Consider the following 23,059-nt stretch of genomic DNA (forward strand, 5'->3'; position numbering starts at 1 on the left):
GCGTTACACCTATCGTCAAATTGCCAAGGGCATTCAGGCGGCGTAACAACACACTTTTAATCTATCCACACTCTCATTTCCAAAGCAAACGGGAACAAGAAACCATTAAAAATTCAGCAAAGACAAACGAATGAAATCGTATTCGATACAGAATAAAATGGCAGTTAAAAAACACAAACGGGGCATAAGGTATACACCTCTGCCCCGCTCGGGATTGCGCATGCTTCATAAATTAAAGTTACCTGAGGTGACCTCAACTCAGCTGCACTAGCAAAACTACGTCGTTAATTACGCAGCGATGATGGCTTTAACTTGATTGACAATCGCAGCAAACGCTGGCTTGTCCATCACTGCCATATCGGCCAGGACTTTACGGTCCAGTTCGATAGAGGCACGTTTCAGACCATTCATGAATACGCTGTATGTAACGCCATGCTCACGAGAAGCGGCGTTAATACGGGCGATCCACAATGCACGGAAGACGCGCTTCTTGTTACGACGATCGCGATACGCGTATTGACCAGCGCGCATAACTGCTTGCTTGGCAACACGGTAAACTTTACTGCGGCGACCGCGGTAACCCTTAGCAAGGGCTAGAACTTTTTTATGACGGGCACGAGCTGTAACCCCACGTTTTACTCTAGGCATAGTAACTCCTTAATAGTGTGAGGTTATGAGTTCGGCAACATTGCGCGGACGGATACCATGTTTGTTTCATGGACACCGACTGAACCACGCAAATTACGTTTGGTCTTGGTTGTTTTTTTGGTCAGGATGTGACGTTTGAACGCTTGACCGCGCTTAACAGTTCCACCCGGACGGACGCGAAAGCGCTTCTTAGCACCGCTTTTCGTTTTCATTTTTGGCATGATTCTATCTGTCCTTAAGGACAGCTCCTTTTTTAACATGATTGTAGGTGGCAACAATCGTTGCACTTGTATGCCTACTCTCACTTGTTTAAACCTGACCACCCAATTCCGTGACCAGATTTTGCAACGGAATCAAGTCCGTTGCTTTTGGATCGGGCGGGCGATAAATCGGTCACCTGATCACAAAATTTGAAAAGAAATGCAATCAACGGAGTCATCCGAATCATTCACTCCTTCTTTGTATTATTTCTTTTTCTTAGGGCCAATGATCATGATCATCTGGCGCCCTTCCATCTTAGGCCACTGCTCAACTTGTCCGAACGGCTCAAGATCAGATTTAAGGCGTTCCAACATGCGCACACCGATATCCTGGTGGGCCATTTCACGACCGCGAAAACGCAGGGTGATTTTGGTTTTATCGCCGTCTTCAAGAAACTTGGTCAAATTGCGCAGTTTGATGCCGTAATCGCCATCATCGGTACCCGGACGGAATTTAACTTCCTTGACCAGAATAACCTTCTGTTTCAATTTGGCTTCGTGGGCTTTCTTCTGTTCCTGGTATTTAAACTTACCATAGTCCATCAGACGCGCAACGGGAGGCTGAGCAGTCGGCGCAATTTCCACCAGATCTACGTTAGCTTCTTCAGCCAGACGAAAGGCTTCCGCCAACGAAACGATACCGAGCGGTTCGTTTTCGACGCCGCTTAGACGCAATTCAGGTGCTGTTACTTCACCATTTATGCGATGTGACTTGTCCGTAGCTATTGCAGTTTCCTTTAAAAATCAAATAGATAAGCCGTGCTTCCACGCTTTGGGTTTTCCGTTCAGGCTTTGGTTTCGACCTCAATTTTAAGGCGTTCTACCAATGCGTCAATTGACATGACACCTAAATCGACATTACCCCGCGCACGCACGGCCACTGTATTTGCATCACGCTCCTTATCACCAATAACGAGGATATAGGGCGGTTTTTGCAAAGAATGCTGGCGTATTTTATAGGTAATCTTCTCATTACGCAAATCTGCCTCTACTCTAAATCCTTGTTTCTTCAGCGTTTGTGCAACACTTTGCACGTATTCCGACTGTGCATCCGAGATATTCAAAATAACAACCTGAACCGGTGCCAGCCATAAAGGCATCGCGCCAGCGTGGTTTTCAATCAAAATACCAATGAAACGCTCCAACGAACCTACAATCGCCCGATGCAACATGACCGGAACCTTGCGATTGTTATCTTCTGTCACATATTCCGCGCCCAAACGACCAGGCATTGAGAAATCGACCTGCATCGTGCCACATTGCCATGAGCGACCAATAGAGTCTTTCAGATGATATTCAATCTTCGGACCATAAAACGCACCCTCACCCGGCAATTCCTCCCAAGTGGTTCCTGACGCACGCAGAGCGTCGCGTAGTGCGTCCTCAGCCTTGTCCCACACATCATCTTCACCGACGCGTTTTTCCGGTCGCAGGGCTAGTTTGACCGCGACTTCGGTAAAACCGAATCGATCATAGACTTCACGTACCACTTTATCAAAAGCCGCAACTTCGCTCTGGACCTGATCTTCGGTACAGAAAATATGACCATCATCTTGCGTAAAGCCGCGCACACGCATCATGCCGTGCAAAGCGCCGGACGGTTCGTTGCGATGGCATTGACCAAACTCGCCAAAGCGCAGCGGCAAATCGCGATAGCTATGCAGTGTAGAGTTAAATATTTCGACATGGCCCGGGCAGTTCATCGGCTTCAGCGCATAGCTGCGATTTTCCGATTCAGTTGTGAACATATTGTCACGGTAATTTTCCCAGTGCCCGGTTCTTTCCCACAACGAACGATCCAGAATCTGTGGTGCCTTTACTTCCTGATAACCATTATCTTGATAGACACGGCGCATGAACTGCTCAACTTGTTGCCAGATAGTCCATCCTTTTGGATGCCAGAAAATCAAACCTGGCGCCTCTTCCTGCATATGGAATAAATCTAAAGCGCGGCCTAGTTTGCGGTGATCGCGCTTTTCTGCCTCTTCCAGCATGTGCAAATAGGCTTCCTGATCTTCTTTTTTAGTCCACGCAGTGCCGTATACCCGTTGCAGCATTTCATTTTTAGCATCACCACGCCAGTAAGCGCCCGCTAACTTCATCAATTTGAAGACTTTTAGCTTGCCGGTAGAAGGTACGTGCGGACCGCGGCACAAGTCGGTGAACGACCCTTCGGTATAGAGCGAAACCTCTTGATCAGCCGGAATTGATTCGATCAACTCAGCCTTATACGCCTCACCAATTGACTTGAAGTAAGCGACCGCTTCGTCACGTGGCAATACCCGGCGTGTCACTGGCTCGTCTTTTTTTGCCAGTTCTGCCATTTTCTTTTCGATGACAACCAAGTCTTCCGGAGTGAACGGGCGTTTATATGCGAAGTCGTAATAGAAGCCATTTTCAATCACCGGACCAATAGTCACTTGCGCGTCGGGGAATAACTCTTTGACTGCATAGGCCAACAGATGGGCGGTCGAATGGCGAATCACATCAAGGCCCTCGGCATCTTTGTCGGTAATGATGGCCAAGGCGACGTCGCGCTCAATCAGATATGAGGTATCAACGACGACGCCATCGACTTTACCTGCTAACGCGGCTTTTGCCAGGCCTGTACCAATACTTGCGGCCACTTGGGCGACTGTCAGTGGCGCATCGAATTGACGCTGTGAACCATCGGGAAGTGTAACTGATACCATTTTGAACTCCATATCGATCATCGCTCTACATTCAGCGATGCCATATTAAATAAAATAAATTGATGAATAATGGTCAAAAATGCAGACGAAAAAAAACGCGGACCAGCCGCGCTTTCTCAACAATGAAAAAGACCTCGACTAGTGTCGCGCGCAGATTGCGGTGGTAGTTCGCGGTGTCATAACCAGGATGCCTTTCTCGCTCTTACAGATATTGTTTCGTGTTTTGACTGCTGTGATGGTCTAAAGCCTGCAGATTGACGGATGATACCAGAAAACCACCGCAATATGGGTAGCTGCGCATCAGCCGTCCAACGAGCGATAAGCGGCGGACGTATCGTTTTAGTCGACTATTTGCCGTTTAAGCCTCATCTGCGATGTAGAGCGAGCCAATGGTAAATCACCCACTTAACGACTTATCAAGTTTACACCTTTATTTTGGTACGTTACTCGCTACGACTGATTTGGCGTCATCTGTACGATTCCACCAACCGCCTCCCAATGCCTGAAATAACGCTGCGGTGTCAGCAAAACGGGCCGCTTGCGCCTGCGCCAGATTGATAATCGCTTGCTGATAGATTAGCTGCGCGGTCAACAGCGTTTGCGGACTGGTTGCGCCTAGTTGCACTGATTTTCGAGAAATTTCCAGACTTTGCGCTGCCGCCCGTTCTGCCGCCAATTGCGCTTTAAGCGTTTGGGCGTCATATTGAAGCGCGCGCAAACTATCGGCAACATTTTGAAAAGCAAGAATCACAGTACTACGATATTGCGCAGCAGCTTGCTCAAACAGCGCCTCAGAGGCCCGCTTTTTATGGAGCAGCGCGCCGCCCGAAAACAACGGTTGCGTCAGTCCTCCGGCTAATCCCCAAAATCCGGTTCCACCCGTAAATAAATTACCGAGCTGACTTGCCGAACTCCCGATATTGGCACTCAACGTTATTTGCGGCAGCATATTTGCTGTCGCCACGCCTACCGCCGCTGACGCCGCATGCAACTGCTCCTCTGCAGCACGCACGTCTGGTCGTTGCCGTACCAGATTTGATGGCAGACTCACTGGCAATTGCTGAGGCAAACTTAATTGTGACAAAACGAATTTTTCATCCAATTCATCACTTGGGAAGCGCCCCGCCAACGCAGTCAATCGATCACGTTGCTGAGACAATGCATTTTGTAAAGGAGGCAAAGTAGCCTGCGTCTGCGCCAGTGCCGCATTTTGGATAGATACGTCAGCCAGCGCCACATCACCCAGTTTGTACTGACGTTGCAATAAATCCAGCAATTTAGTCTGCATGCGGATGACGTACTGGGCCGCAGCGATTTGCGCCCGTAAGGACGCCTCCTGAACAGCTGCTGCGACCACATTTGAAGTCAGCGTCAAATAAGCCGCTTCGAGCTGAAAGCGTTGCTGTGCCGCCTGTGCTTGCAAGTTTTCGACCTGACGCCGATTACCGCCAAAAACATCCAGGTTGTAAGACACATTGAGCTGTGCCGTATGCAGATTAAAGACCGGCGTTTCCGACTGAATCGGCGTCGTCGGCACCTTCTGACGCGTCGGCGTGAAGCTCGCATCAACAGTCGGGAAAAAGCTTCCACGCTGCGCCACGACTTGCTCTTCCGCCGCCCGCAAAGCAGCTTGCGCCGACTGCAAATCCGGGCTGGCCTTCAATGCCTGTGCAATCACCGTATTCAAGGGCGCTGACTGAAATAACGTCCACCATTGCGCCGGAATATCCATACCGGCTACAAATTGCTGTTCGGTCCCACCCATTGTCTCGGCAGAAACGGTTTTAGTTTGTAAAGGCTCTTTGGAATAGCCTTGCACCGATGGTGCGTCGGGCTGCCTAAAGTCAGGGCCAACTGCGCAACCGGCCAACACCATGGCGACTGCCAATAACGGAGGACTTGCGAGAGACTGCAACGTACATTTTTTCATGATTTAACCTATTCAATCTTTGGCCGTACTCCGGCTCAACGATCTATTTTTGTTAATCGACTAGCGGCCATCGGGAGTCGGACTTACCCCTTTACGCCGTTCTATCCAACGCTCCAGAGCGAAATAGAATGTGGGCAAAATAAACAGTGTCAACAGCGTCGCGACCACCAATCCACCGACAACGACCGTGGCCAGGCCGCGCTGTACATCGGTGCCGACACCGGTTGCCAGCGCGGCTGGCAACATGCCAACCGACGCTACGGTTGCAGTCATAAGCACCGGGCGGAAACGTTCAGAGGCGCCCGCCAAAACCGCCTCCATTAACATCACACCTTGTTGTCGCACCCGATTGATGTTGGATACCATGATGATGCCGTTTTGTACCGCAACACCAAATAGAGCGATGAAGCCGACGCCGGTCGCAACGTTAATAGTATTGCCAGTGACACGCAATGCGATCAGGCCGCCCAGTGCGGCCAGCGGCACTACACCCAGAATGAGCATGGCTTGGCGCAATTTGCCAAATCCGGCATATAAAATAAGCGCCATCAAACCCAGTACCAGACCGAAGACCACAATCAGACGTGCTTGCGCCCGCTCCTGATTTTCAAACTGGCCGGCCCATTCCAAACGATATTTGGAATGATCAAACTGCACATCGCTAGCGACCCTGGCTTGCGCATCTTTATAATAGGAAAGCAAATCCCGATCTGCGTAATCAAGTCGTACGGTTAACTGTCTGTGCGTACTTTCATGCGTAATCGTACTTTCGCCAGTTCCAGCCCGAATATGCGCTAATTGAGAAAGCGGAATGCGCGCGCCGCTGGATGCCGTAAGGAGCAAATTTCCCAGCGCCTCGGGACCATTCCGACTATCCTTGGGGAACCGAACCGTCACGTTATAGATACGATCGGCAACATACATCTGCGTCACCGGCGCGCCTCCGATACCGGTCTGTATCAAGTTAGAAATATCGGCAATATTGATACCGAGACGGGCAGCGGCAGCCCGATCAATATCAATCACCATCTGTGGGATCGGTGGTTCCTGAAAAATCGATACGTCAGCACTTCCTCGTACGCCGTGCAGAACGTCAACAATGTTATTGCCGATGCGACGCAACTCTTTGAAATCTTCACCATAGATGCGAATCACCAACGGACTATGCGCGCCACCCACCGCGTCATTAACGCCGTCACTAATCGGCTGACTAATACCGATAGAAAAGCCAGGCAGCTGCACTAGCCGTGCGTTGAGACGTCGAACAAAATCGGCCTTATTTTCTCCAGGAGGCCAGGTGTTATATGGTTTCAACCCCACCGGCACTTCCATATGCGACGGCGTCCATGGATCCGTACCGTCATCACTACGACCAAGCTGCGTGACGACATAAGAAACTTCAGGGAACGATAGCAGCGTACGCCTTAATTCGGCCGCCATTTCGCTGCCTTTTTCCAGCGACAATCCAGATGGCATCTGGACTTGCAACCAAAGCGTCCCTTCATCCAGCTGCGGCATGAACTCGCGCCCGGTAACAGCACCTAAAGCAATCACACCGACCAATGCCACCACACCAATCACATACGCAATCGATGGATTGTTCAACATACCACCAAGTGTATTTCGATAACCTGTACTTAACCATTCGAGGGGCTTGTTATGAAATATTTTGCGTGGCTTTCGCAACGCCATATAGGCCAATCCAGGCACCAGAACGATGCTACAAATAAGCGCACCGATCAGCGCGTAGCTGACGGTGAACGCCATTGGTGATAACAGCTTTCCTTCAGCACGTTCAAACGCGAACAACGGCAAATACGCACTAATAATAATCAACGTCGCAAAGAAAATCGGCTTGATCACTTCGGTGGTCGCTGCACGAACTTCTATCTCGGTTAGCTCTTCAGTTGGCTTGGCCTCGCGCCGCCGCAAAATCGCTTCCGTCACAACAATTGCACCATCCACAATGATGCCAAAATCGATTGCGCCCAACGAGAATAAATTCGCTGGCATTTTGGTCAAATACATCATAATGAAAACAGCTACCAACGCCAGCGGAATCGTCACCGCTGCAACCAGCGCACTACGCGGACTACCAAGAAACAAAATCAGCACGATACATACAAGGCCAATTCCCTCCAGCACCGTGTGGCTGACTTTATGGACGGTCAGTTGAATCAGTTCATCGCGATCAATATAAGGAACAATTCGCACCCCTTGCGGCGCCAATTGTTTCTGTAACTGTGCCACTTTTGCATGCACATCCTTGATCACTTCGGACGCATTTTGATATTTCAATAGCTTGACGATGCCTTCAATCGTATCGGGATTGTTGTCCTTGCCAAGAATTCCCTGACGTTCTTGATGACTGTATTGCAGTTTGCCGAGATCACGCACCAAAACCGGCACACCGCTGACTTGCTTGACCACGACATTGCCAAGGTCCGTCAAGCTGCGCATCATCCCCAGTCCACGTACGACATAACCCTGCTCACCACGGGAAATACGACTGCCGCCTGCGTTGGCGTTATTGTTATTGATCGCAGTGGTCACGTCCGGTAGCGAAACGCCAAAGCGCTGCAATTGATTTTGATCAATCTCAAGCTGATATTCCATCGTCATGCCGCCAAAATTGCCCACATCCGCAATACCTGGAATCTGCCGTAATTCGGGGATGACGATCCAGCGCTGAATCTCTGACAGTTCCATCAAATTCTTGCTATCAGACTCAAGCGTGTAGCGATAAATTTCGCCCGAAGGACCGCTGACCGAATCCAGAGTTGGTGTAATCCCTGTTTGCATTGTTACCAGCGCGATGCGCTCAGTGACGCGCTGACGCTCCCAGTAATCTTCAGCACCATCTTTAAACGTCAGTGTAATCAGGGATAAGCCAAATGTGCTGGACGAGCGTATATGTACCAAACCAGGCGTGCCGCTCAATTGACGTTCTAGCGGTATCGTGATCTGTTGCTCAATTTCTTCCGCAGCCAGACCGGGCGCCTGGGTCGTCACCTGTGCGGAGACATCGGAGAGTTCAGGATAAGCTTCTACCGCCATACGGGTCCACGAATAATAGCCAAACAGCGCCACCAAAATCGTCACCAGAATCACTGCATAGCGCTTTTGCAGGCAATAGCGGACGACGTTATTAATCATTAAGAAGCACTCCGCCCTTAGTCACAACCCGATCCCCGACGTTGAGGCCGGCTTGAATACGGACGCTGCTGTTTGCTTCACTACCCAGTTCAACCTTGTGCCTTACAAACGTCCACGGTGTCGTCTCGACGAAAACGGTAGTGTCATCGTTATTCATGAGTAATGCCGAAGTTGGCACTACTGGCGCGGATGTTTGAGCGACGGCGAACGACACCCTTGCAAACATGTTTGGCTTTAATTTTCCATCGGCATTAGGCATGCTGATACGCACCAACGCACGACGTGTATCCGGTTGCAAAACATCGCTGATAAAACTGACGCTGCCTTTAAATGGCATATCAGCATAAGCTGGCAAATGGATCGCCACTTGCTGTCCGGTCTTGATGGATGACACTAAATTTTCAGGCACATTGGCAGTAATCCAGACGTTATCCAGATTCGCTATCGTCATCATCGACGCGGTTGGATCATTGACGCTTTGACCGACGCCGATTGACAATGCCGTGATACTGCCGGAAGTAGGCGCGACGATATTGAGGCGGCGTCCATTGCTATCTGCGCTTACCACACCCAAGGATTTCAACCGCGTATCAGCGCGAGTAAACTCAGCCTGCGCCTGAATGCTTGCGCTTTCAGCTTGCTCCAAATCCTTCGCCGCGCCTGCGCCAGCGTCTTGAACGCCGCGCTGGCGATCAACGATCTTCTTCGCCAGCTGCAAAGTATCGCGGGTCTTCTGTTGGTCCGACGCTGCTTGCGCAAAATCACCCGACGTCATCACCAGCAACAGCTGTCCTTTTTTGACATGATCGCCAAGGCCAACCTTTAGCTCCAACACTTTTCCCGCAACCGGTGGCACGATATTGATGGTCCGGGAAGGATCGGCTTCTACTTGCGCTGGCAATTCCAGAGCATGTGTGGTATCCATTGCCGCAACCAATTGCACGGTAAGACGGTCACGCAGCGGCGAATGCAAAGGAACTAAAATCTGATCGCCTTTTCTAATCAAATTAGGGATTGGCTCAGCGTTGGCATCTGCTGCATGGATAACACCTTTACTGCTTGACGTAATCCAAACGATTCCGGCAATAGCGAGGACACCGATTGCGAGAATACAAACATTTTTTTTTCTAGGCGGGATAGACTTTTGCATGATGGTACTTATAGTAAGAATCGTTGTTCGCTGATCGGGCTGATCTTCCCAACATCAATGTAATTCTGTTGCATTCGTCGCTTTATCAGGTGTTGTAAAAAGAATGCGACATCAATGTATGGCTTCAGGGCTTGGAGGGTTGATCAACTCTCGTGGCGGGAACCTTGCTGATCAAGGCAGATTTCAAAACGTCGGCCTGTCCGGTGTGCTGATCGACGATTTCAAAAACAATTTTTTCACTATTGAAAAATTGGTATAACTGCTCTTTAACATACGTATTTTTGTCACCAGTAACATCTAATGACAAAGATGAAGCCGCTTGTAGATTGGAACTTACAGTGTGCGTACCGGAGCTGGTTTCCATCACCAGGTAGGTCATCGGAGCCAAATTGGCGATCCATTTACCATCCAAAAAAATCTCAGTCTTTTGTTTCGGCTCCATTGTTCCGGGCCGTATCAGATAAATTTTCCCTAAGCCGTTAGTCGGTGCCACAAACTGCTTAGCGTCGGCATCTTCACCTGACGTTGCAAGCGGCACGGTCACGCATTCAATCTGGTGCAGAAACCGTCGACACGGCACCAGCGCATCCTGTGCGTTTGCCGAAGATATCGTCATGCCCAGCGCTAGCAGGATGTAAATAAATAGGATGCGAGTGGAATAAGTCATTGAGTCGGAACTAGCGCCAGTAAGTAATATGGCACAGGGAACCTAACTAATTGACAGGATTCCTTGCGATTCCAGAAGTAACTACTACAGAATAACCACCGATCCTGTCAATAACCTGAAGGAAACCTGACAAAATCCTGACAAACAAAAGATAAGCGATCAATTGATGGTAATAGACTAAATAGAACGCGGACGGAATGCAGATGCCAACATCGCAATCGAAGCAAAGCCATCCAGATGACCGCTGCCAATTTGGATGATTGTGGGGCGACAGACCTGCAATTAGAGCAGCAATGTAGACTGCAACTAAGACTGCAACTTAGTGGGAGTGCCAAGAATAGGAAAGGGGAAAAGCACTGAGAATATGGTGCCGCATGTCGGTCCGGGTTCCACGGTGATTCTGGCCCCATGGTCTTTGGTAATATCGCGCACAATCGCTAATCCCAGGCCATTGCCAGCAATATTGTCATCAATACGATAAAAGCGCGTAAAGATTAACTCTTGCTCCGAGGCGGCGATGCCGGGCCCCGAATCCTCTACCGAGAAAATGCCGCCATCGTTGCCTTGTATCGTATTAACAGTGACAGTGCCGTTGCCAGGTGAGTAGCGGATCGCATTATCGATCAGGTTATCGATCAGATCACGTAATAGAAATGGATCTCCCATTACACGGGTTTTATGCAGATTAAAACCGATGTCGATAGCCTTTTTATCGGCTTCTTCGACGAAATGCTGAATCGACTCTTCCACCAGTTTATTTAATTCAATGACTTCCAGCCGTTCTTTTTCAAATTTTGTCGGCTCCGCTCTTGCCAAGGCTAACAACTGATTAGTCTGGCGGATCATCCGCTCGGTCGACGATGCCATGAGTTTGATCGAATGCGCGGTTTCCGGTTCGCTAGCGTTCTTTTGTAGTAACCATTCCAATTGCGTTCTGAATCCAGCCAACGGGGTTCGTAACTGGTGCGCGACATTTGCCAGAAAATGTTGCTGTCGCTGAGCGCCGTTTTGCACCTTGTTGAGCAAACCGTTGATAGCCGTCACTACTGGCCCAAGTTCCAGCGGCACATTGTTTTCATCCAACGCGGATAAATCGTCGTGGCTACGTAAATTCAAATCCAGCTGCATTTTTTTCAGCGGCAACAAGCCTTTGCTCACAGCAAACCAGATCGTCGCAATCAACATAATCGCTAATAGCGCCTCCAGTATAGAGAGCGCAAAAAAAATGACGGATCGAATATGGTTACGCTTACGTAGCGTTTCTGCGACGCCGATAAATACCTGCTGGCGCCCAACCGTCGTCTGGAGTGCCACTATTCGCACCGGCTCACCGCGCATTTGACCTTCATAGGGCGTAGGCTCGTTTAATGCTTTTTGCTGCGGCAGCGCCGGAAAATCCGCATCACCAGCGAGCAACTTCCCATCTTGGCTTCGCACCACCAAATAAATGGCGTCAAAGTGATCGACTCGCAATACTTGCTCAGCCTGTTGCGACAACATGCTTTCTACCTGGCCATTCTTTTCCTGCAAACGGGGAACCATGGCCCAGCCAGCATCTGCCAGACTTTGATCGAAGGCAATTTGTGCAGGTACCCAAGCCAGCCAATAACTAAGGCCAGCGCCAACAAAATTCACAATGAGGAGCGGCACAATTAGCCACATCAGCAGGTTGATCCGAATACTGTTCATAGCTCGACTTTTTCCAGCATGTAACCGAATCCTCGTATAGTACGAATTTCAATTCCGGCATCCGCAATTTTCAGTCGAATACGCGAGATATAAACTTCCACCGCATTAAGGGTCAGTTCCGCACCCCAAGGTAAAATCGCATCAATGATCTGTTGCCGCGACACCACGCGGGACGCTTGTTGCAGCAGATATTCAAGGACTGCCCATTCACGTACCGAGAGTTCAATCGACTTACCATTGATTTTTGCTCTGCGGGACGACGTATTGAGTGAGAGTCCACCCAAATGCATCTCCAGCGGCTGTGGCGCGCTGCGTCGCAATAAAGCCCTTACACGTGCCACCAATTCCTGTGTCGCAAATGGCTTCACCAGATAGTCGTCGGCCCCAATCTCCAGACCGTAGACCCGATCCTGGACGGAGTCGCGTGCGGTCAGCAACAACACGGGAATATGGCTGCCACGGGCGCGCAAGCGACGGACGACTTCAAAACCATCCATACCCGGCAAACCGATATCCAACACCACTACGGAAATCTCGGTGCGTTGTAACAGTGCGTCAGCATCGCTGCCATTCTGCACCACGTCAACGACCATTCCATGACCTTTGAATATCCGCAAAATGCCGTCGGCAAGTACTGAGTCATCTTCTACCAACAGAATGTGCATAATCTTATTTGCGAAGTGTGAATATGGGGCAGTAAATATGGGAAGCCGCAAGGAGTGCATCTACTAACCACATTATTTAGAAGCCAATTCTAATCGGTATCGTTGATTGAAAGTGCTGCTCGGCTGCGTGATGACAAAACACACCCCCTAGTCGACGGCGCAACAGCAAGATTGAGCAAAAACTATTCGTTATAAAAAGCCATAAAATTATGTAGTATCGTGCGTGGCCGCACTAAATAATGGCCTAATATTAACTATTTATTGGAAAGACGACTCACGCTAACACGCTCCCCTGAGATTACGTGCGCGAAAAGAGTGGTTTCTGCAACGGGAAAAGGGAAGGCAACGCAAGTGAATCTTGGCCTGTTCGAAATACAGCAATGTCACCACGACAAAAGATAACCCGCCCCAGACTGGATAATCGTATTGACCTCCGATTGACCTCTCTTTTTTCATTAAATTGCAACATTGACATCGTCGTCTGCATCATGACTCTGCGCTATTAAAGGATAAAATTCATGACCGCTGCCATTGGTATTATTTCAACTATCTTAATTACCTTAGTCGCATTGCTACACGTCTATTTTCTAATACTTGAGATGGTGTTCTGGGATAAACCACTAGGACTGAAAACGTTTCGCCTGACGCAAGAATTCGCCACCGCCTCCAAGGCATTAGCAGCGAATCAAGGCTTATACAACGGGTTTCTAGCTGCCGGTTTGTTGTGGGGACTTTGGTTGGGACCAAACGGATTCTCGATCAAAGTGTTTTTCCTGCTATGCGTCATCATTGCTGGCTTATTTGGCGCAGCAACGGTGGGCAAGAAAATTTTGATCGTTCAGGCGCTTCCCGCCATCATTGCCCTAGCTGTGTTGCTGGCGATTTGATCCGTCCTTTGATACTTCTTTGGAGTAGCTCAACAGCTAACTCGGGCATCTTACCTGCATCAACCTTCTATCGCATCAAGCTTTGTTGGAGCTGCACTTATTGATCATCTCAGCGCCGATTTTTTGCGCCTCTCGCTCCGCGTCTTCTTGATTCGCAAAGACGTGCTCAACGGAAACCCGTTGATTAGGAAAAATATTATTCCGGTGCATGGGATTGGGTGACGGCGCAAAGATGGTTAGATATGCGGCCCAATGCTCGCTGTCAGGCAATAAGACGGCCGAATACTCAATTTCATACGTACCTAAAAGTTCGGATGGCATCGTAGTCTCCTCATTGTTAGGAATATCCTACCATGGAAAAAACAAGACTACTTTATCCGAGCTTGTCATAGCTACGCATCTGCATACTCTATTGTCCAGATTGGCATCCGCTTAAAAGGTTTGCCTAATGTTGACGGCCGTCAGTTTGCTTTTTTCTGCGCCAGAATCTTGCCAATTAAGCGTCCTGCAATCCACGACAATGCAACGCCAACACCAAAGATTGTCGAGTTTTCCCAAATGGTACTTACTATGAATGCCGGAAGTACTAGCTTATAAAGCAGCACAAACAAGCAGATCACAACCCACGACGCTATCTGTCCATAATATCTGGGATTGAGTGGCACTTTTTTTTGAATGGGCGGTGAATTTGCACCGCCTGTTTTGCCAACCAGATCAGCGCCGCATTGCGTGCATGTTAAATCGGTCGTGAGGCTTTGCGTCTTGCACTGATGACAAATCATGATTTTCCTAACGTTATTATTGGGAGTGCGCGACGCGTCTGGGATTCTAGCAATGCGCCCAATGTCTAGGCAGGCACTGGCACGCGAATCGGGGAACGGCTAAGAATGGCGCTGAAAATGAAAAAGGCCTTTCCGAAGAAAGACCTTTTATATTCTGGTGGGCGGTGCAGAATTCGAATCTGCGACCCCTTGGATGTCGACCAAGTATTCTAACCAGCTGAACTAACCGCCCGTTTGCAACAGGACAGAATAATACAACAACACTCGCATCTGTACAACCTTATTTTAAAGCTTCTGGCAAAGATTGACCATCAACCACCAGAACGCAGGACTCATATGGCGCCCTACTATTAATTAGATGCAATTTCCCCAGGTAATTTGTGCCAGACGCTGAGGCCTCGAACCTCTTTGTCGATGGTCCCTAGCACACCCTCATGCAATTCAAGCTCGTCGACGCTGGCAAGACGAACGAAAATTTCCGCCAAAGGCGTTAATGGCAAACGCGCCCCATCTTCACCCTCTCCATCCTGGTTATCGCCAAAATCAATGCTAAAGCTATTCTGACCGCGCGTCATGGCAAGGTAAACTTCTGCCAGCAACTCAGAATCGAGCAAAGCGCCATGCAAAGTCCGATGCGCATTTGAAATGCCATAGCGATCACAGAGCGCATCCAGCGAATTCCGCTTTCCGGGATACATTTCCTTAGCTTGCACCAGCGTGTCGATCACGCCATCAATCTCGCTACTAAAAGTTTCAAGGTCCAGGCGTTTAAATTCAGCATCCAAAAAGCCCAGATCGAACGGTGCGTTATGAATGATGACTTCTGCGCCGTTAATATATTCTTTCAGTTCGGCGGCAATCTGTCGAAATTTTGGTTTATCACTCAGAAATTCTGTGGTCAATCCATGAACTGCCAACGCGCCGTCTTCAGAGTCGCGTTCAGGATTAATGTATTGATGATAGTTATTGCCTGTCAAACGACGGTCAATCAATTCAACGCAGCCGATTTCGATGACCCGATCACCGGTGCGCGGGTTAAGGCCTGTGGTTTCGGTATCTAAAACAATTTGTCGCATAGTCACTTATTTTTAAAAACTGGTAAAGGTATACAAAAAGCCAAGATGGCGTTGTTACAATTTGATGGTGATCTGTATTGTCAGCAACGATTGGCGAAGTGGTCAGCTGCTACTAAAAGGTGTACAAAAAAGGACTGTCCGCAAATGCATGCCCTTGGGTGCATGTAGTACCAATTGGGGACCAGATCAACGACAAGACCTAGATATTGGGCAAAAAAAAGCCTGAACTATAAGACCGTCGTCACGCCACGGTTAGCCAGTTCATCAGCACGTTCGTTGCCAACATGACCTGCATGTCCCTTAATCCAGCGCCAATCCATTTGGTGCTGTGCTTGCGCGGCATCCAGAGCCTGCCACAGATCGACATTCTTTACCGGGGCTTTTGCTGCGGTCTTCCAGCCGCGCGCCTTCCAGCCATGAATCCACTCGCTAATGCCTTTTTGAACATATTGGCTATCGGTATGAACGATGACTTCACATGGCTTTTTTAGCGCCTTTAAGGCCTCAATGACGGCTAACAATTCCATCCGATTGTTGGTGGTATTGCGCTCGCCGCCGAATAGTTCCTTCTCGCTACCGTTGGCAATAAGTAATGCGCCCCAACCGCCAGTGCCAGGATTACCTTTACAGGCGCCATCGGTAAATATTTCTACTTTGTCCATGCTTGATATCTTATTCGTTAGTAGTTTGTTAATTGAAAAGAAAAAGAAATCTAAATTCTTTGATCTACAGTGTTATCGCCGTCTTAATTCTTACCTGCTTTGTGCGTTCTGTTCGTCGCCGGCACGCCGTTAGCCGCCTTGATCGCTTTTTTGCTAAACGCGGGACCAATCAGATGCATTCCTTTAACGCGCTTGATCGCTTGCACTATATACGTGGCCCCAAAATATGGCCACCAACGGTTACCCGCTTTCTCCATAAATGAAAATCGGTTCAGCCATTTCGCGGTTGCGCAAGGCGGTGCATAACAACCGAAACGCCCGCGATTCACTTCCATGTTGAGCAACTTCAGCCAATCCTTAAGTCGGAGCAAGCTAATAAATTCGGCATTTTGCGGCAAAAAATGGGCGCCTGAAAGCCGACCGGTCGATTGCCGTATTCCCCATAGGCTGGCTGGATTGAAGCCACAAATAATGACTTGGCCCTCGGGGATTAACACGCGTTCCACCTCGCGCAACACCTGATGCGGCTCGGCAGCAAATTCCAGCACATGCGGCAGAACGACAAGATCGAGGCTTTGCGAGGCAAATGGCAGGTCGGCGAAATCGTGGGCAATAACTATTTTTGATTGCCCCTGATTAGTCTCCATTCTGCCTTGTGTTTGGTCATGCGTCTGATCTTGGCCCGCCGCCTGCATTGACGTAGAATTATTGCAACTTTCGTTCCTATTTTGCGCCCAACTCTCCAACGGTTCACTATCACTTAACCACTTGTGACGCATTCGGTTCGCCCGCAAGGTATCCATTTGAGGCAAACCAATTTGCATCGCATTAAAGCCGAAAATATCTGCGGTCATCGCGTCCAGATGCGCCTGTTCCCAGGTAAGCATATATTGGCCAATTGGCGTTTGCAGCCACGGGCCGAGCGCTATAATAGACTTTTTTGAAGACGGATATTCCATGACTGCCTTGTTAAGTAACGCGTTGAGTGTAGTGGCGATTCCGGCTTTCAATGACAATTACATATGGCTTATACATGATGGATGTCACGCCGCAGTGGTTGATCCGGGTGATGCCGCCCCGGTAATCGCCGCGCTGGGCACCCTGACACTCAAACTTAGCGCTATTTTACTGACACATCACCATGCTGACCATGTCGGCGGGGTGCAAATTTTGTTGCAGCATGCCAATGTCCCCGTTTTCGGCCCCGCACATGAAGTCATCGCTGATGTTACCAAACTATTAAAGGAAGGCGATATTATTGACGTTCCGCAACTGCCATTAACACTGTCAGTACTGGATGTACCGGGCCATACTAGTGGTCATATCGCCTATGTTGCGAACCAACAAAATTGGTTGTTTTGCGGTGACACCTTGTTTGCAGGCGGATGCGGACGCTTATTCGAGGGCACACCAGCCCAAATGGTGACGTCGCTCTCAAAGCTGAGCGCCTTGCCCGCAGAAACACAAGTTTATTGCGCACATGAATATACAATGTCCAATCTGCGTTTTGCGCAGGCAGTTGAACCTGGCAACGGAGCACTGACCCGTCGCATTGCGACAGAACAAGCAAAACGTGATCGCCAAATCCCAACAATACCATCGAGTATTGGCGAGGAAAACGCCACCAATCCTTTTTTGCGTTATGGAGAGCCGGAAATTATCGCCAGCTTGCGACATAGCGATCATCTTCCACATACCGATCAAGATAATCCCATCGCTGCGTTTGCCGCGCTGCGGCTTTGGAAAAATACTTTCAAATAATATGCTCCAAATCCAACAGCCGTCCTTTCGTCACGCCCCATGATCCAACGCCTTAGATTATCTCTTGCCAGAGGGCAACCGCCCTTAAAGTGACGGATTGTCGTCCTGCTGTAAGGTCTAGGTTATTAATTACGCTATTAATCAATCACTTATCTCCTTGAGAAAGCATAATTTTTGCTTGACGCGACAAAAGCTGCTTACGTACACTACGCTCTATATTTCTATTACTTGGCCCTACTGGCCGGTTTCGCAAAAAAGATTCCATGCCATTTAAATTCAAGACATTCGCGCTTGCTGCCATCGCTTTTTTCGGCAATCCGCTGCTGGCCCATGCTAGCGATATTTCTATTTACGCCCCCACTTTTAGTTTAATCGACCCCGCCAATCCAAGCGCTGGTGTGCTTGGTATGACGCAGGTCGACGTCTGGGCGAGAATACGAAAAGGTTTCAGCATTCCCGACCTGGACAACGCACAAGTCACCTCCCAAACTGAATTTTATAGCTCGCGTCCCGATTATTTTGAACGCACCACATTGCGCGCATCTCCCTACTTGTTTCACGTTGTACAGGAGCTCGAAAAACGCGGCATGCCAACTGAACTAGCTTTATTGCCGTTCATCGAGTCATCCTTCAATCCGCAAGCTTTTTCTAGCGCCAAAGCGGTCGGTCTATGGCAGTTCATGCCCGCAACAGGACGCGATTTCAATCTCAAGCAAGATATGTTTAAGGACGACCGGCGTGATGTTCTGGCGTCAACGGACGCCGCACTGACTTATTTGCAAACCTTGTTCGGCATGTTTGGCGACTGGCAACTGGCGCTGGCAGCATATAACTGGGGTCAGGGCTCAGTCCAAAAAGCGATCGACAGAAATCAGGCGGCTGGTTTACCAACCGACTTTGCCAGTCTCGCCTCTCAAATGCCAGCGGAAACGCGTAATTACGTCCCCAAATTGCAAGCCGTTAAAAATATCATCGCAGCACCGGACGCATACAATATTGCGCTCCCGAAGATCGATAATGAACCGTACTTTGTAACCATTGGCAAAACCCGTGACATTGATGTCAAGGTAGCAGCGCAACTGGCAGAACTGTCGCTTGATGATTTTAAGGCGCTCAATCCGCAATTTAACCGACCAGTAATTATCGGTAGTTCGGACACCAAAATTTTGCTTCCGCAATCGAATGCAGAAAAATTTAAGAAAAATATTGCCCAATGGACGAAATCATTGTCCACCTGGACATCTCACACAGTCGGAAATGCACGCGAACGGATTGAGGCGATCGCCGCCAAATTCGACACAACACCTGCGATCTTGCGCGAAGTCAACCATATTCCACCGCGCATGGTATTGAAGGCTGGATCAACTATCCTGGTGCCTAAAACTGAAACACAAAATAGCGATATCACAGCAGAAGTCGCTGACAATGCGACGATGGCAGTGGCACCGGATATTCCAGAAACGCGCCGCATTTTCGTCAAAGTTGGAAAACGCGATACGCTTGCATCCATCGCAGGGCGCTACAACGTTAGTATAAGTCAGGTCAAATCGTGGAACAGTTTACGTCGCGATAGCATTAACCGCGGTCAAAGTCTGCAATTGCAGGTACCAAACCGACCCGGCGCCTCCAATGGCGGGGCCAAACGCGCTTCCACTGGAACGCAATATCATAAAGCCGTGTTGGTAAATAGCCGTGGTCAACGCACAGAGCGCATTGTAAAAGTAGCAAGCCCAGTGAGAAAAGGGAGTGCAACAAAACACAATACAGTCGTCGCCTCCAAAAAAGCACACGCAGCAGATACCAAGGGTGAACTAATCGCGTCTAGCCGTAGCACACGGAAGCAGTAATCCTTATATTCCGATCAATACGCTTACCTATGCTGAGATAAACATCACGGGATAGCGCAAGATAATTCGCGATATGGCGGGGACTAGTTGCCGGGATCGTAATGAACCCCTACAATCTGGCCCAGTTCGCGTAAAAACATATCCGTTACACTGCGATTGATACCTTGGTATTTGTCATTGCGCAGGAACGCACCGCACAACCGCGCCGCCGTCACATGGCGCGCATATCTGGAGTCAACATGGCATTTCTGCAAGGAAAAAAAATCCTGATCACCGGCGTATTGTCGAATCGCTCAATCGCTTATGGCATCGCTCAAGCGTGTAAACGTGAAGGTGCGGAACTAGCGTTTACATACGTCGGCGAGCGCTTTTTAGACCGTATCACCAAATTTGCAGCCGAGTTTGACAGTAAACTCATTTTTAATTGTGACGTTGGCAGCGATGAGCAAATCAACGCATTATTCGCCGATCTGGGAAAATCCTGGGATCAGCTAGATGGTATGGTCCATGCCATTGGCTTCGCCCCGGCAGAATCGATAGCAGGTGATTTTTTGGATGGTTTGTCCCGCGAAGGCTTCAAGATTGCGCATGACATTTCCTCCTATAGTTTCCCTGCAATGGCCAAAGCAGCGTTACCAATGTTGCGTCCAAATTCGGCATTACTGACGTTGACTTACCTCGGCTCTGACCGCGTGGTACCGAACTACAACACCATGGGTCTGGCGAAAGCTTCGCTGGAAGCCAGTGTCCGCTATCTTGCAGAGTCGCTCGGCCCTAAAGGAGTACGCGTCAACGGCATCTCCGCCGGTCCGATCAAAACACTGGCAGCAAGCGGGATCAAAGGCTTTGGCAAAATTCTGGGCTTTGTTGCCGAACACGCCCCATTACGTCGTAACGTCACCCTCGAAGACGTCGGTAACGCATCCGCGTTCCTGCTGTCTGATTTGGCAAGCGGCATCACCGGCGAGATTACCTACGTCGATGGCGGCTTCTCAAAAGTCGTGGGCGGCATCTCCGAGTAAACACTTACCATTTTCTTAAAACATCAACAACGTCCGGATGTCTCGGACGTTTTGCTTTCCTCTGCGGCTGAAGGTCGACAAAAAAACAACGAACGACGGTCTTATAGGTTTCTGTTGAAGCTGTTTATGTGCAACAGCAACATTTTTCGTGTATCACGGGCGAAATTACTGTATTATCATGGGCTGCGTTGCAATATGACGCAAGCAACGATTAAGCGAGCAAGCAAGTTTAATCGTTAAAAACAAAAACAAGTAGCTGCGCAAGCCTAAGCATGTCTTCGTTCAATTTAGACATTGCATTGTAAAAGCCCTCCCGCCTTGTGTGTCGTTTAACTGACACCGTCCCGGCGCAAAGCTTTTGTGCCGAAATTTCTTTGTCGTTTCATAGTCATTTCGTTGGTTGGCGTTGCTTTTTTGCGTTCTCAGCATTTGTCACTTAGTTGATATTTGCACGATGACGCTGAACTTTACGAAAGAAATAAATGACATTTGAATCACTAGGCTTACACGCGTCCGTTATCCAAGCACTGACTGAAGCCGGCTACACAAAACCAACTAGCGTTCAGGAACAAGCTGTTCCAGCCGCTATCGAAGGCCGCGACCTAATGGTATCGTCGCAAACCGGTTCCGGCAAAACTGCAGCTTTCATGCTGCCAGCTCTGCATAAATTCGCGTCTGAGCCTGTTGTTGATCAAACTGGCAAAACACCAAATCAAGAAATGCAAGCATCGCGTTCACGCGGTGATCGCCCACGTTTCAAAGCTGCGCAACCAAAAATGTTGGTACTAACCCCAACACGCGAATTGGCACTGCAAGTAACGAGCGCTACTGATAAGTACGGCTCACACATGAAGCGCATCAAGGCAATTTCGATCCTCGGTGGTATGCCTTATCCTAAACAAATGCAATTGCTGGCTAAAAATCCAGAAATTCTGGTCGCCACACCTGGTCGTTTGATCGATCACATGGAATCAGGCAAGATCGATTTCTCGCAATTGCAAATTCTCGTCCTTGACGAAGCTGACCGTATGTTGGACATGGGTTTCATCGACGATATCGAAAAAATCGTTGCTGCTACACCTGAATCACGTCAAACCATGTTGTTCTCGGCTACGCTTGATGGCGTTGTCGGTAACATGGCAAAACGCATCACTAAAAACCCAATGATCATTCAGATCGCTGGTTCAGCAACCAAGCATGAAAACATTCAACAAAAGGTGCATTTTGTCGACGATCTGTCGCACAAAAATCGTTTGCTGGATCATCTGTTGCGCGACGAAACGATGGACCAGGCAGTTGTATTTACTGCCACCAAGCGTGACGCTGACAATATCGCTGACCGCCTGAACATCGCCGGTTTCGCTGCAGCCGCATTGCATGGTGACATGCATCAGGGCGCCCGTAACCGCACTCTGGACAGTCTGCGTCGCGGTCAAGTGCGCGTATTGGTAGCAACTGACGTTGCCGCACGCGGTATCGACGTCCCAGCCATCACCCACGTGTTCAACTACGATTTGCCTAAGTTCCCTGAAGATTACGTCCACCGTATTGGTCGTACTGGTCGCGCTGGCCGTAACGGTGTGGCTGTATCGCTGGTGAACCATGCTGAAAGCATGAACGTTAAGCGTATCGAGCGCTTCACAAAGCAATTAATTCCGGTCGATGTCGTTGTTGGTTTTGAACCAAAGAAAACAGCTTCTGCACCACGCTCAAACCACAAACCAGGTGGCTGGAAACCGGGCGACAATCGCAGTGCGCCAAGTAAGCCAGGCGGTCGTACGTTCAGCAAGCCAGGCGCTCCGCGTCGTGACGGTGCTGGCGCAGGTGGTGGTGCTGGCGGTGGTTACAAAGGTAACCGCACTAACGACAGCAGCACACGTCGCTCGTTTGGTGATCGTTAATTAGAGATTTGAAATTGGTTGGCAAGACAATCGCTTATTGATTGTTAAGCTACGCTAAGCAAGACGGCCATCGGATTTATTCCGGTGGCCGTTTTTTTATTGGTATTTGGTGTTTTAAGTTTGGTCGTCATTAATTCAAGCGACTTGCACTCTGAGGACCCTTGTCGAGGGAGCACTTCAGTTGGGTGCTTTTTATTGCTCCGACTCAACGCACCCACCAAGGAAGCATAACTAAAAAGAAGGCGATCTCTGAGCCGTAGTAA

20 protein-coding genes and 1 tRNA gene are annotated in these 23,059 nt (G+C 49.2%); 5 read left to right on the plus strand and 16 right to left on the minus strand.

From position 1 onward, the window contains the following. Positions 1 to 288: 288 nt before the first annotated feature. The 10 genes from rplT to RGU75_RS01345 all read right to left on the minus strand — a co-directional run bounded on the left by rplT (position 289) and on the right by RGU75_RS01345 (position 12,858). On the minus strand, positions 289 to 648 hold the full coding sequence (gene rplT, locus RGU75_RS01300; RefSeq protein WP_168055225.1) for a 50S ribosomal protein L20: 360 nt from the start codon (positions 646 to 648) through the stop codon (positions 289 to 291). Between the two features lie 23 nt (positions 649 to 671). Further along, positions 672 to 869 carry a 50S ribosomal protein L35 gene (rpmI, locus tag RGU75_RS01305; protein WP_168055223.1) on the minus strand — a complete coding sequence of 66 codons (198 nt, stop codon included), beginning with the start codon at positions 867 to 869 and terminating at the stop codon, positions 672 to 674. 243 nt (positions 870 to 1,112) lie between these two features. Continuing rightward, positions 1,113 to 1,634 carry a translation initiation factor IF-3 gene (infC, locus tag RGU75_RS01310; RefSeq protein ID WP_108439777.1) on the minus strand — a complete coding sequence of 174 codons (522 nt, stop codon included), beginning with the start codon at positions 1,632 to 1,634 and terminating at the stop codon, positions 1,113 to 1,115. 59 nt (positions 1,635 to 1,693) lie between these two features. Next, entirely contained in the window at positions 1,694 to 3,601 is a 1,908-nt protein-coding gene (thrS, locus tag RGU75_RS01315; protein ID WP_322232459.1) for a threonine--tRNA ligase, read from the minus strand. Between the two features lie 430 nt (positions 3,602 to 4,031). After that, positions 4,032 to 5,531 (minus strand): efflux transporter outer membrane subunit, encoded by a 1,500-nt coding sequence (locus tag RGU75_RS01320; RefSeq protein ID WP_322232460.1) that lies wholly within the window; start codon positions 5,529 to 5,531, stop codon positions 4,032 to 4,034. 60 nt (positions 5,532 to 5,591) lie between these two features. Then, positions 5,592 to 8,687 (minus strand): CusA/CzcA family heavy metal efflux RND transporter, encoded by a 3,096-nt coding sequence (locus RGU75_RS01325; RefSeq protein ID WP_322232461.1) that lies wholly within the window; start codon positions 8,685 to 8,687, stop codon positions 5,592 to 5,594. After that, complete coding sequence (locus RGU75_RS01330) at positions 8,680 to 9,837, minus strand: efflux RND transporter periplasmic adaptor subunit (RefSeq protein ID WP_322232462.1); 1,158 nt, start codon at positions 9,835 to 9,837, stop codon at positions 8,680 to 8,682. The genes RGU75_RS01325 and RGU75_RS01330 overlap by 8 nt, the downstream gene beginning before the upstream one ends. 124 nt (positions 9,838 to 9,961) lie before the next feature. Next, complete coding sequence (locus RGU75_RS01335; protein WP_322232463.1) at positions 9,962 to 10,504, minus strand: hypothetical protein; 543 nt, start codon at positions 10,502 to 10,504, stop codon at positions 9,962 to 9,964. 306 nt (positions 10,505 to 10,810) lie between these two features. Then, complete coding sequence (locus RGU75_RS01340; RefSeq protein WP_322232464.1) at positions 10,811 to 12,193, minus strand: sensor histidine kinase; 1,383 nt, start codon at positions 12,191 to 12,193, stop codon at positions 10,811 to 10,813. Further along, a complete protein-coding gene (locus tag RGU75_RS01345) occupies positions 12,190 to 12,858 on the minus strand; it encodes a response regulator transcription factor (protein ID WP_322232465.1) in 669 nt (222 codons plus the stop codon). The genes RGU75_RS01340 and RGU75_RS01345 overlap by 4 nt, the downstream gene beginning before the upstream one ends. Before the next feature lie 518 nt (positions 12,859 to 13,376). Between RGU75_RS01345 and RGU75_RS01350 the strand changes: the two genes are divergently transcribed. Then, positions 13,377 to 13,745, plus strand: a complete 369-nt coding sequence (locus RGU75_RS01350; protein WP_322232466.1) for a DUF1304 domain-containing protein — start codon at positions 13,377 to 13,379, stop codon at positions 13,743 to 13,745. Positions 13,746 to 13,820: 75 nt separating this feature from the next. Here RGU75_RS01350 and RGU75_RS01355 read toward each other — a convergent pair whose 3' ends face one another. The 6 genes from RGU75_RS01355 to RGU75_RS01380 form a co-directional block, all read right to left on the minus strand. Continuing rightward, the gene (locus RGU75_RS01355) at positions 13,821 to 14,066 is read right to left on the minus strand and encodes a hypothetical protein (RefSeq protein WP_322232467.1); all 246 of its coding nucleotides are present in this window, start codon (positions 14,064 to 14,066) and stop codon (positions 13,821 to 13,823) included. Between the two features lie 140 nt (positions 14,067 to 14,206). After that, complete coding sequence (locus tag RGU75_RS01360) at positions 14,207 to 14,527, minus strand: hypothetical protein (RefSeq protein ID WP_322232468.1); 321 nt, start codon at positions 14,525 to 14,527, stop codon at positions 14,207 to 14,209. A 155-nt stretch (positions 14,528 to 14,682) separates the two neighbouring features. Next, positions 14,683 to 14,759: transfer RNA gene (locus tag RGU75_RS01365), tRNA-Val, on the minus strand. A 118-nt stretch (positions 14,760 to 14,877) separates the two neighbouring features. Further along, complete coding sequence (dnaQ, locus tag RGU75_RS01370) at positions 14,878 to 15,603, minus strand: DNA polymerase III subunit epsilon (protein ID WP_322232469.1); 726 nt, start codon at positions 15,601 to 15,603, stop codon at positions 14,878 to 14,880. Between the two features lie 227 nt (positions 15,604 to 15,830). Continuing rightward, positions 15,831 to 16,265, minus strand: coding sequence for a ribonuclease HI (rnhA, locus tag RGU75_RS01375; RefSeq protein ID WP_322232470.1), 435 nt, complete (start codon positions 16,263 to 16,265; stop codon positions 15,831 to 15,833). 83 nt (positions 16,266 to 16,348) lie between these two features. After that, positions 16,349 to 17,224 carry a class I SAM-dependent methyltransferase gene (locus RGU75_RS01380; RefSeq protein WP_322232471.1) on the minus strand — a complete coding sequence of 292 codons (876 nt, stop codon included), beginning with the start codon at positions 17,222 to 17,224 and terminating at the stop codon, positions 16,349 to 16,351. Here RGU75_RS01380 and gloB point away from each other — a divergent pair. The 4 genes from gloB (at position 17,223) to RGU75_RS01400 (ending at position 22,796) form a co-directional block, all read left to right on the plus strand. Beyond that, on the plus strand, positions 17,223 to 18,026 hold the full coding sequence (gloB, locus tag RGU75_RS01385) for a hydroxyacylglutathione hydrolase (protein ID WP_322232472.1): 804 nt from the start codon (positions 17,223 to 17,225) through the stop codon (positions 18,024 to 18,026). The two genes, RGU75_RS01380 and gloB, sit on opposite strands and share 2 nt — an antisense overlap. A gap of 263 nt (positions 18,027 to 18,289) precedes the next feature. Beyond that, positions 18,290 to 19,873, plus strand: a complete 1,584-nt coding sequence (locus tag RGU75_RS01390) for a transglycosylase SLT domain-containing protein (protein ID WP_322232473.1) — start codon at positions 18,290 to 18,292, stop codon at positions 19,871 to 19,873. A gap of 239 nt (positions 19,874 to 20,112) precedes the next feature. Next, positions 20,113 to 20,895, plus strand: a complete 783-nt coding sequence (fabI, locus tag RGU75_RS01395; RefSeq protein ID WP_322232474.1) for an enoyl-ACP reductase FabI — start codon at positions 20,113 to 20,115, stop codon at positions 20,893 to 20,895. A 482-nt stretch (positions 20,896 to 21,377) separates the two neighbouring features. Then, positions 21,378 to 22,796: a DEAD/DEAH box helicase gene (locus RGU75_RS01400; RefSeq protein WP_322232475.1), complete on the plus strand. Its 1,419-nt coding sequence runs from the start codon at positions 21,378 to 21,380 to the stop codon at positions 22,794 to 22,796. Positions 22,797 to 23,059 lie beyond the last annotated feature (263 nt).

It is taken from the genome of Glaciimonas sp. CA11.2 (genome assembly GCF_034314045.1).
Classification (GTDB): Bacteria; Pseudomonadota; Gammaproteobacteria; order Burkholderiales; family Burkholderiaceae_D; genus Glaciimonas.

What these genes read in the sequence shown, in the direction of transcription:
- rplT (WP_168055225.1), bottom strand. Translation starts at nt 648, where the DNA reads ATGCCTAGAGTAAAACGTGGGGTTACAGCTCGTGCCCGTCATAAAAAA.
- rpmI (WP_168055223.1), bottom strand. Translation starts at nt 869, where the DNA reads ATGCCAAAAATGAAAACGAAAAGCGGTGCTAAGAAGCGCTTTCGCGTC.
- thrS (WP_322232459.1), bottom strand. Translation starts at nt 3,601, where the DNA reads ATGGTATCAGTTACACTTCCCGATGGTTCACAGCGTCAATTCGATGCG.
- RGU75_RS01320 (WP_322232460.1), bottom strand. Translation starts at nt 5,531, where the DNA reads ATGAAAAAATGTACGTTGCAGTCTCTCGCAAGTCCTCCGTTATTGGCA.
- RGU75_RS01325 (WP_322232461.1), bottom strand. Translation starts at nt 8,687, where the DNA reads ATGATTAATAACGTCGTCCGCTATTGCCTGCAAAAGCGCTATGCAGTG.
- RGU75_RS01330 (WP_322232462.1), bottom strand. Translation starts at nt 9,837, where the DNA reads ATGCAAAAGTCTATCCCGCCTAGAAAAAAAAATGTTTGTATTCTCGCA.
- RGU75_RS01335 (WP_322232463.1), bottom strand. Translation starts at nt 10,504, where the DNA reads ATGACTTATTCCACTCGCATCCTATTTATTTACATCCTGCTAGCGCTG.
- RGU75_RS01340 (WP_322232464.1), bottom strand. Translation starts at nt 12,193, where the DNA reads ATGAACAGTATTCGGATCAACCTGCTGATGTGGCTAATTGTGCCGCTC.
- RGU75_RS01345 (WP_322232465.1), bottom strand. Translation starts at nt 12,858, where the DNA reads ATGCACATTCTGTTGGTAGAAGATGACTCAGTACTTGCCGACGGCATT.
- RGU75_RS01350 (WP_322232466.1), top strand. Translation starts at nt 13,377, where the DNA reads ATGACCGCTGCCATTGGTATTATTTCAACTATCTTAATTACCTTAGTC.
- RGU75_RS01355 (WP_322232467.1), bottom strand. Translation starts at nt 14,066, where the DNA reads ATGCCATCCGAACTTTTAGGTACGTATGAAATTGAGTATTCGGCCGTC.
- RGU75_RS01360 (WP_322232468.1), bottom strand. Translation starts at nt 14,527, where the DNA reads ATGATTTGTCATCAGTGCAAGACGCAAAGCCTCACGACCGATTTAACA.
- dnaQ (WP_322232469.1), bottom strand. Translation starts at nt 15,603, where the DNA reads ATGCGACAAATTGTTTTAGATACCGAAACCACAGGCCTTAACCCGCGC.
- rnhA (WP_322232470.1), bottom strand. Translation starts at nt 16,265, where the DNA reads ATGGACAAAGTAGAAATATTTACCGATGGCGCCTGTAAAGGTAATCCT.
- gloB (WP_322232472.1), top strand. Translation starts at nt 17,223, where the DNA reads ATGACTGCCTTGTTAAGTAACGCGTTGAGTGTAGTGGCGATTCCGGCT.
- RGU75_RS01380 (WP_322232471.1), bottom strand. Translation starts at nt 17,224, where the DNA reads ATGGAATATCCGTCTTCAAAAAAGTCTATTATAGCGCTCGGCCCGTGG.
- RGU75_RS01390 (WP_322232473.1), top strand. Translation starts at nt 18,290, where the DNA reads ATGCCATTTAAATTCAAGACATTCGCGCTTGCTGCCATCGCTTTTTTC.
- fabI (WP_322232474.1), top strand. Translation starts at nt 20,113, where the DNA reads ATGGCATTTCTGCAAGGAAAAAAAATCCTGATCACCGGCGTATTGTCG.
- RGU75_RS01400 (WP_322232475.1), top strand. Translation starts at nt 21,378, where the DNA reads ATGACATTTGAATCACTAGGCTTACACGCGTCCGTTATCCAAGCACTG.